This window comes from Mariniflexile aquimaris (assembly GCF_042676825.1).
Taxonomy (GTDB): Bacteria; Bacteroidota; Bacteroidia; order Flavobacteriales; family Flavobacteriaceae; genus Mariniflexile; species Mariniflexile aquimaris.
In genome coordinates, this window is record NZ_JBHTIB010000026.1 from 1 (window position 1) to 9082 (window position 9082).

Annotated in this window: 14 protein-coding genes; all 14 read left to right on the forward strand. The window is 30.7% G+C overall.

Annotated elements, in window-relative coordinates; translation table 11 throughout:
* Window positions 1–193: hypothetical protein (locus tag ACFQ0I_RS15880; RefSeq protein WP_379943944.1), on the forward strand; the 193-nt coding region annotated here is incomplete at its 5' end.
* Window positions 194–370: 177 nt separating this feature from the next.
* On the forward strand, window positions 371–925 hold the full coding sequence (locus tag ACFQ0I_RS15885; RefSeq protein WP_379943945.1) for a hypothetical protein: 555 nt from the start codon (window positions 371–373) through the stop codon (window positions 923–925).
* 161 nt (window positions 926–1086) lie between these two features.
* Window positions 1087–1521 (forward strand): hypothetical protein, encoded by a 435-nt coding sequence (locus ACFQ0I_RS15890; RefSeq protein ID WP_209655887.1) that lies wholly within the window; start codon window positions 1087–1089, stop codon window positions 1519–1521.
* Window positions 1522–1733: 212 nt separating this feature from the next.
* Window positions 1734–2120: a hypothetical protein gene (locus tag ACFQ0I_RS15895; RefSeq protein ID WP_379943946.1), complete on the forward strand. Its 387-nt coding sequence runs from the start codon at window positions 1734–1736 to the stop codon at window positions 2118–2120.
* A 4-nt stretch (window positions 2121–2124) separates the two neighbouring features.
* Window positions 2125–2385 carry a hypothetical protein gene (locus ACFQ0I_RS15900; RefSeq protein WP_379943947.1) on the forward strand — a complete coding sequence of 87 codons (261 nt, stop codon included), beginning with the start codon at window positions 2125–2127 and terminating at the stop codon, window positions 2383–2385.
* 149 nt (window positions 2386–2534) lie between these two features.
* Entirely contained in the window at window positions 2535–3032 is a 498-nt protein-coding gene (locus ACFQ0I_RS15905; protein ID WP_379943948.1) for a hypothetical protein, read from the forward strand.
* A gap of 156 nt (window positions 3033–3188) precedes the next feature.
* A complete protein-coding gene (locus tag ACFQ0I_RS15910; protein ID WP_379943949.1) occupies window positions 3189–3698 on the forward strand; it encodes a hypothetical protein in 510 nt (169 codons plus the stop codon).
* Window positions 3699–3715: 17 nt separating this feature from the next.
* Window positions 3716–4291 (forward strand): Crp/Fnr family transcriptional regulator, encoded by a 576-nt coding sequence (locus tag ACFQ0I_RS15915; protein ID WP_379943950.1) that lies wholly within the window; start codon window positions 3716–3718, stop codon window positions 4289–4291.
* Window positions 4292–4455: 164 nt separating this feature from the next.
* Window positions 4456–4869 (forward strand): RidA family protein, encoded by a 414-nt coding sequence (locus ACFQ0I_RS15920; RefSeq protein WP_379943951.1) that lies wholly within the window; start codon window positions 4456–4458, stop codon window positions 4867–4869.
* Between the two features lie 7 nt (window positions 4870–4876).
* Window positions 4877–5674 carry a DJ-1/PfpI family protein gene (locus ACFQ0I_RS15925; protein WP_379943952.1) on the forward strand — a complete coding sequence of 266 codons (798 nt, stop codon included), beginning with the start codon at window positions 4877–4879 and terminating at the stop codon, window positions 5672–5674.
* A 293-nt stretch (window positions 5675–5967) separates the two neighbouring features.
* Window positions 5968–6429: a mobile mystery protein A gene (locus ACFQ0I_RS15930; protein WP_144118200.1), complete on the forward strand. Its 462-nt coding sequence runs from the start codon at window positions 5968–5970 to the stop codon at window positions 6427–6429.
* Window positions 6420–7016 (forward strand): mobile mystery protein B, encoded by a 597-nt coding sequence (locus tag ACFQ0I_RS15935; RefSeq protein WP_379943953.1) that lies wholly within the window; start codon window positions 6420–6422, stop codon window positions 7014–7016. Before ACFQ0I_RS15930 ends, ACFQ0I_RS15935 begins: the two co-directional genes overlap by 10 nt.
* 241 nt (window positions 7017–7257) lie before the next feature.
* On the forward strand, window positions 7258–7875 hold the full coding sequence (locus ACFQ0I_RS15940; RefSeq protein ID WP_379943954.1) for a DUF4870 domain-containing protein: 618 nt from the start codon (window positions 7258–7260) through the stop codon (window positions 7873–7875).
* Window positions 7876–8086: 211 nt separating this feature from the next.
* Window positions 8087–8764: a DUF5041 domain-containing protein gene (locus ACFQ0I_RS15945; protein ID WP_379943955.1), complete on the forward strand. Its 678-nt coding sequence runs from the start codon at window positions 8087–8089 to the stop codon at window positions 8762–8764.
* Window positions 8765–9082: the final 318 nt, after the last annotated feature.

The following is a 9082-nucleotide window of genomic DNA, read 5'->3' on the forward strand; positions in this document are numbered from 1 at the left end:
ATTTTCACCTGAAGTTCAAACTTATGGTACAATTGGGCTTTTATCAATTATAAAAAAATATGACATAAAACCAACTGAAGAGGAAAAAAGAATATTGGATTATTTGAAAGATAAAAATTCTGATATCATGAGTTGTTCAGATTGTGTGATTGAACCAACAAAATTTGTGGATATAATAAAATTTTATCAATAAAACCAGCGTACAACACCGTGTAAAAAACATTGCTTATTTTAGTTAAACCGTTTGGTCGTTGCTTTGCTTGCATGCATCTGATTTTCCTTCGGAAAATCCTCGCACACAAGCACGCAACGTTCCTTACACAAACACGTTGGCAACAAGCTGAAAAACAAAACCCTAAAACTTATCCATATGAAATTAAAAATCTTTATTATCAGTTTATTTTTCACAACATTTTCATATTCTCAAATAACAAAAAATAATTGGTTAGTTGGAGGAAGTGGAAATTTTAAAACAACCACAACCAAATTTTTATCTGATGGGACAAAACCATATGATAACAGGACAATTTTTACTATTGCACCAAATGTTGGATATTTCTTTTATGATAAATTATCTGGAGGAATTAGTTTAAGTTATACTTACGACAATATATTCGAAGACTATCAGTATTTTGGGATTGGACCTTTTGTTCGATATTACTTTTTGAATCCTGAAAAAAGAATAAATCTATTCTTGCAAGGTAATTACAATTACTACGAAGGTGGTGCAAAGACCGTTGATGGAAATGATACTGGAAAGTTCCACAATAATGGACATGGATTTAAAGCTGGTTCTGCAATTTTTTTAAATAGTAGTGTAGCACTAGAATTATCATTAGATTATATTTCTAACAGATTAAATAGTACCTTAAAAGAAAAAACTTTTATGATTGGAGCTGGTTTTCAAATCCATTTAGAAAAATAAAGCCAGTTGCCAACACCGTATAAAAAAAATTGCTAGTTTTAGCTAAGCCAAAGTTAGTTGCTTTGTTTGCTAGCTTCTGATTTTCCTTCGGAAAATCCTCGCACACAAACACGCAACTTTCCATATACATAAACGTTGGGCACTATTAACACTACGAGATAATGATTAAGAAACTTTCAATTTCAAATATTTTATTTTTTGTAATTACAATGGTTATATTCGTTACCTCATTGACTCAAAAAATTTATTTTGTTGAGGGTTCTAATGACTCTGATGCAATGAGTGGATTTTTAGCACTTCTTCTTGGGTGGTATTATATGTTTGATTTGAGAGTAATTCCTTGGTTAGCAAACCCTCTTTTATTTTTATCATTTATATTTACATCAACCTACAAAATAAAAAAAGCAAAAATAGTCGGGATAATAGCCTTCATATTTAGCCTCTCTTTTTTGCTTTTTGACAAAATCCTTGTTAATGAAGGAGGCTTTGAAAAGGAAATAATTGGATATGGCTCTGGTTATTGGCTTTGGGTTTTTAGTATGTTCATTAATGTCGTTGGAATATTTATTAGTGAATACTTAAATTCAGACAACTAATTTTGTCCAAACAATAAAAAACGACTGATTAATGAGCAAACATCAGAAGAAAAAACAGTGCCCAACACCGTATATAAAAAATTGCTAGTTTTAGCTAAACCAAAGTTAGTTCCTTGTTTGCTAGCTTCTGATTTTCCTTCGGAAAATCCTCGCACACAAACACGCAACTTTCCATATACAAACACGTTGGCAACAATGTCCGAAAATCGAGAATGCGAAAAAAACTGAACATAGGAATAATACTTTTGATTGCAATTTTAATTCAATCTTGTGACCCAACTTATCCTGTTTTAATAAAAAACGACAGCGGAACTGAAATCATAGTTGATGCAAAATTGACGAATGATTTTTATCCTGGATTAACAACGACATTTATTGCGGACGAAAATAATCGACTTCAATTCAAAGTGGAATCTGGACAAGAATTTCAATGCGGAATGACAATTGGCGGATTAAAAGATGATTTACCATTTACAGATTTGAAAATCTACACGGATAAAGACACAATAATTGCCAAAAACAGAAACGAAGTACTGAATTTATTTGATAAAAATTGGATTGGAAATTTAAAAACACCTTACACACTAACAGTAAAATAATATTATGGATTACGGATACAAATTTGAACAATTAGTAAATAAATATATTGGAACACCTGACTACGTAACTTATGCGAATAATTGGAATAATAAAAATGAAAGAACTTCTTTGTTATTTACTGCTTGCATAAAAGAATACGACAAAAACAGTACTGGTGAAATTGGAGAAAAATTGCAATACTTTATGGAAGAGCTTTTTAATGACAATAATGAAGACAGAAAAATAAGTAAAGAATGTATGGAATTTTTAAACGGATTAAAATAAAACACAGTTGCCAACACCGTGTAAAAAACATTGCTTATTTTAGTTAAACCGTTTGGTCGTTGCTTTGCTTGCTTGCATCCGATTTTCCTTCGGAAAATCCTCGCACACAAACACGCAACGTTCCTTACACATAAACGTTGTAAACAATTATGAAATCGAGATTCATATTAATATTATTTCTAATTATTCCACTTTTGGGTATCGGACAGAATTTTGAGCTAAAAAAACCAAATGTTGCGGAACTGAACGCGGAATTGAAGAAAACGAATTATTCGCAAGACGTGACATACTTGTATCTAAATCGGAATTACAAAACGGAATCTGAAAAATTGGATGTTAAAAAATATGATTATCCTGATTACAGTATTTGTGCGTTTACACAAAAATTTGAACACGGAATTGTTTACTCGGAAGAACAGTGTAGAGAAGCAGGCGGAATAACAACTAAACTGACTTTACCTAAAACGGACAAAAAAAGTTTTATTCAATGGGTTGAGCTGATTCTTGAAAGTTCACCAATGGACATAGAACACGGATGGAATTCGGAGAAAACCAAATTTGGACCAACTGACGATGGTGCTGGATGTTACTTTGAAATTAGGGAAACTGAAAACAATACTGAAATTGAAATGTATTGCGGATGTTAAAAATAACTGTTTACAACAATGTATAACCGCAATTACGGCGGATTCGACTACGTCCGAATCCACTCCCAATTGCTAATGTCAGTGCTTAACCGAAAATCAACGCATATTATAACCCGTAACTGACGGTTATACGAGACCGTTAGCCACAATTTTGAAATGACCGAGTACAACCCTCCAATTTCTGAGAGAGAAACAGAAGAATTAATCGAAATTGCAAATTGTAATGACGAGAATATTTGGCAACGAGAAGCAACTTTGCAAGCGAAAAAAGAACTTGTAAAAAGAAATATATCACAAGAGGAACAAAACGAAGTAATTGAAAAATGGGATAAAATACTAGAAGAAAAATTAAAAGAAGAAGCTGCAAGATTAGAAAAAAATAAAATAGAAAGCTACACAAAGCTTGAAATGCTTAGACTTTTTCTATTTGGACCACTAATTTTTATGGATCAATTCCCATTTGGATCTGACCGATTTACTCTTGTAAATTTGAGGGATGAAAATTATTATTTAAAGTTTAAGCAAAGAATTATTCTATTTATATTGAGTTTTATTGCTTGGTTCTTTTTTGTCAATTATACTTTTGAGCAAACCAAAAAAGAAAGACAAAAGGAAATTGATAAAATTGATATTTCGGACTGGAAAACAACACACGGATATGAATAAAAAAAACGAAATCTAATTTGAAAGACCTCTATAATTTTCTATATACTATTTCTCCTATTCAAGAAAACACTTGGAATGAAGTGAAAAAACTTTTTACAGAACATTCCTTAAAAAAAGGCGAGTATTTTTTACAAGAAGGAGAGGTAGCTAAAAATTTTGGCTTTCTTAAACAAGGTGTTGTTAGAGCCTTCTATCGTAATAATGAAGGAGTAGAATATAACAAACATTTCTTCACAAAAAATAATATGATTGGTGGTTATTCTTCTTTGGTTACGCAACTCCCAAACACTATAAATCAACAAGCATTAACGGACTGTGATTTACTAATAGGAAACTATAGAAAATTAACTGATTTATTAGACAAACATCAAGATTTAGAAAGGCTTTTAAGAAAAATTGCTGAATATTATTTTGTTGATAAAGAAAAAAGAGAAGTAGAAATTGTATTGTTAGAAGCAAACAAACGATATGCTATTTTTCAAAGAGAACATCCTCAATTGGAACAATTAATTCCTCAATATCATATTGCTTCTTACCTTGGTATAACACCGACACAATTAAGTAGGATTAGAGCCAAAAATAGCAAGAGCTAGTTTTCTTTACATATGTAAATGCACACCATTTTTACGTATACTTCCTTTGTGTTATAATTAAAACTCTGAAATTTTGATAAGAAAGATAATGTCGATTGCAATATTGTCAACATTGTTTTCATGCACGAAATCAGAAAACTTAAACACTCAAAAAAAAGAATAGTATGGCTCAAGAAAAAAACAGTTTTATCAACCCAAAAGGATTATTTGATCCTAAATTCAATGGCTTTTCTCATATAGTTAAAATTCCAAAAGGTAAAGAAATGTATTATTTCTCAGGTCAATGGGCTTCAAACATAGAAGGTAAATTGGTTTCAGAAAATTTTGAAGAACAAGTTAAACAGACGGTCTCTAATATCAAAACAGCTCTAGAAACGGCAGGATTATCAATAAATGATGTAGTGAAACAAACTGTTTATATTGTAGATTTTACACTAGAGAAAAAGCAAATTTTGATAGACGTAGCATCTAAAGAATGGAGAGTAAAAAATTTCCCAACCAGTACCATTGTTCCTTTACCTTTATTAGCAACAGCACCAAATTGTCTTATAGAAATTGAAATTATTGCAGCTAAATAACCTTTAAATGAAAAAACTAATTTTAATTATACTAGTTGCAATGATTACGAACATATCACTTTTCGCTCAAACCAAGAAAATTCTTTTTGTTTTGAGTGCAGCAGACACTTTAGAGCTGAATAACGGACAAAAACTACGACAAACAGGAGTCTTTTTAAATGAATTTTATTTGGCATATAAATCTATTTCGGAAAATGGATATACTGTGGAATTTGCCACACCAAATGGCGTTGTCGCAACAATTGATGAAGAGAGTATCAATGATAAATATTGGAAAGACCTTTTAGAAGTTAAGAATGAAGCAATCCAATTTACAACAAAAGACGATTCATTCAATAACCCAATTACACTTGAAAACGCAATTGTAAATCAAGATAATTATATAGGTATCATTATTCCAGGTGGACAAGGTTTAATGATAGATTTGATAGAAAACAAAAATATTCCTACTCTTTTAAAACATTTTGCAAAAGAAAACAAACCAACTGGACTTATTTGCCACGCTCCTAATCTTATTTTGACAATTCCAGCAGAAGAAAATCCTTATATCGGATATAAAGTCAATTCTGTATCTCCTATTGAAGAATTTGTTATAGAAAAATTCATAATGAAAGGAAAACCTAAAAACAGAAAAATAGCTAGACAGTTAAGAAAATTAGGACTGAAATATAAAAGTGGCTTGCCAAAATCAAACTTTGCGATAAAGGATAGAAATCTAGTTACTAGTCAAAATCCATTTTCGGGAAATTCTTTTAACATCCTTTATTTAGAAGCGTTAACAGAATATTTAGAAACAAAAAAATAAAATGAAAAGATAAAAACGCCACAGAACAATGTATATAAAAAATAGCGGTTTAGGTGACAACCTGAACCGTTTTTGTTTTTAATTAATTATCTTGCCTTCCTAAAAGTTCGTGCTTTAAACCCGCTACCTTTCATATACTAACCGTTGGCTTTAATTTAATGAACAACTAAAAGTAAACATTTAAGTTTACTTTTTTTGTAATTTGTAAACTTATATATTGACTTTTTTATATATTTGTAAACACAAAAGTTTACATTATTTATGTTTTGTAAACTTAAATATTTACAAAAAAAATGAGAAATAAGCGAAAACTTTTAATCGAACAATTGGACCAAAAGCTACAACCATTCTCTGAAAGCAGAAAGGTCCTGGTCCCAGAACGTGGATGGATAAATACTATTCGAACTGCACTTAATATGACCATGGCCCAACTTGGTGCTAAACTAAATATTACAAGACAAGGCGTAAAAAGAATTGAGGAAAGTGAGGCTAATGGCACGATAACACTCAATTCTTTAAAAGATGTTGCCATGGCTCTGGATTTAAAATTGGTATATGCACTGGTCCCAAAAAATGAGACCATAGACGATTTAATACAGAAAAAAGCAGATAAACTGGCCCAAAAAATAGTATTACGGACCAATCAAAATATGAAATTAGAGGACCAAGGAATTGGAGATGACAAGATAGCCAAAACCATAAAGGAACTTGCTAATGAAATAAAACGAGAAATGAGAAAGTCATTATGGGATTAGAATTCGTTTACAAAGATGGACAAACACCTTTAGAAGAAGAAGAAAAGGATGGTCTTAAAATAAAATCAATTACGACTCAAGGAGAGTTGGATGAATTTGAGCAACTGAACATTGAAAAAGCTGTCGAATGGACTATTCACACAAATTTGAAACCTGAAAATATTTTGACAGAAAAGTTTGTTAAAGACTTACATAAAAAAATGTATGGTGATGTATGGAAATGGGCTGGTGAATTTAGAAGAACTGAAAAAAACATCGGAATTCCATGGACAAAAATTGGGCTTGAATTAAAAAATTTACTGGACGACACCAAATATTGGATAGAAAACAAAACCTTTTCACCAGAAGAAATAGCAATTAGATTCAAGCATCGAATAGTATCTATTCATTGTTTCCCAAATGGAAATGGAAGACATTCAAGAATGATGGCGGACGTAATTATGGAATCAATTTTTGGAAATGAAATATTTTCGTGGCATCAGTCTAATATGGTAAAAGCTAACGAAATTAGAAAAGAGTATATTAATGCATTGAAAGAAGCTGACAATGGAAATGTTAAACCACTAATTAAGTTTGCAAAAAACTAAAGCCAACAACGTATAAAATTAATTGCTAGTTCTAGCCTACTTACAAAAGTCCTCGCGGACTTTCTATCTGTGATTTATTTGCTAAATTTAGTACCTAAAACACGCAACTAATCTTATACAAGACCGTATGGCATTTGAGCCGAACGTTGGCGAAAATGTCATAAGATTGACATAGAAATGACGCAACAACAAAAACAACTTAAAAATATCTTTGCTGAGTAATCATTAAAATAAATGAAAAATGAATAATCAAAACTTAGCGATTAAAATAAAAGACTTACGAAGCCGAAAAGGATTTTCTCAAGAACAACTATCTGAAGAATCAAAATTAAGTTTAAGAACCATTCAACGAATCGAAAAAGGCGAATCTATTCCAAGAGGTGACACATTAATAAAATTAACGCAAGCACTTGAAGTGACTCCTGACGACCTTTTAGAATGGACAGATATTGAAGACAAAGGATATTTAAGCCTTTTAAATTTAAGCGCCTTAACTGGTCTATTATTTAATCCTATTTTAGGAATAATAATCCCTTTAGTTATGTGGATTCTTAAAAAAGACAAAATAAAATTTGTAGACAATTATGGAAAAAAAATAATCAGTTTCCAAATTACTTGGACTTTGTTAATATACTCTGTTATAATGGTTGCTACAAAAGGTTCATATATGAAATTTAATTTTAACCTTTTTGATATTATATTATTCTTTTTCAATTTTAAAATTGGCAAAGACCTAATCTATATTTCTATTTTAGGAATTCTTTATTTATATAATCTTACGCTAATATTTAAAAATTTAATGAGGATAAAAAATGGAAAACAAAGTTGGTATTTGCCAGCCATTTCATTTTTAAAATAAAATAAAAACGCCATATAACACCGTGTATAAAAAATTGCTATTTTTAGCTTAACCAATGTTAGTTGCTTTACTTGCTTGCATCTGATTTTCCTTCGGAAAATCCTCGCACACAAGCACGCAACGTTCCTTACACATAAACGTTATGCACAAGCAAAACCAAACTCAAACCACATATTACTGCAATAAACAATTAACACCTTAAATTTTATACATGGAAAATTATAATTTTAAAAACGATATAATGAAAAGAATTATACTAATTTGGATATTTTTTGTGTCTATAGGTTCTTCTCAAGCCCAGAAATTTGATGTTGATTACTCAAATCCTAACGTTACAATGGAAGACATGAATGCTGTATTAAAATCTTTAAAAATCAACGTTTTAAAATTTGGCCTTTATCCACCGGATAGCTTAAAATACAAAGTTTGTCTATTTCAAGAAGAATACGCTGACAAAGAATTGGTGAATGAAGAAGTAATTTGGTGTACATCATCCCCATATCACTCAATAAAAAATGGAGAAAGAATATTTAAGCCATTCGACGGAGCTAGATTTATAATTACAGAAGATGACAATGATTTTTTATTAAATATTAGAATGGGAGATTTTGGCATTGACGAATATAAGCTGGAAATTGATTCCATTTACTCAAATAAACATGCATCAATACCGTTCAAAATAGTAAACACAACTTTAAAAGAAGGAAAAACTCCTTTGTTGTTGATAGGTTCATTTTGGGAATCCCCTTCAAAAAATGGAGATGTTCTGTTAAGATTCTGCATGGAAAAAGAATTAGCCACTGATTTTTCTAATCAAGCTTTCGATATGATGCCACATTATTTTATAATTGGGTTAAACGTAACCAAACAAAAAGAAAAGGAGGATTAAAATAATTAAAGCCAGTGCATAACAATGGCTATAAGTAATTGCTTGTTCTCGCCTACTTCTGAAAATCCTCGCGGATTTTCAGTTTGGTGCGTACTTGCAAAGTTTAGTACTAAACCACGCAACTACTCATAGTCGAGACCGTTACCCAACATTTGAAAACCCACAAACTAAATAATAAGATTTTAACAAAAATTATCAAAGAAAGTTTGATATTGTTTGTTATGATTTTGTTTTTTATGCCTTTGTATTATAAATACATAAAAGGCATCCCAGTTGAATTTAATACAACTTTGATAATTAGCGCATTTGTTCCTATTA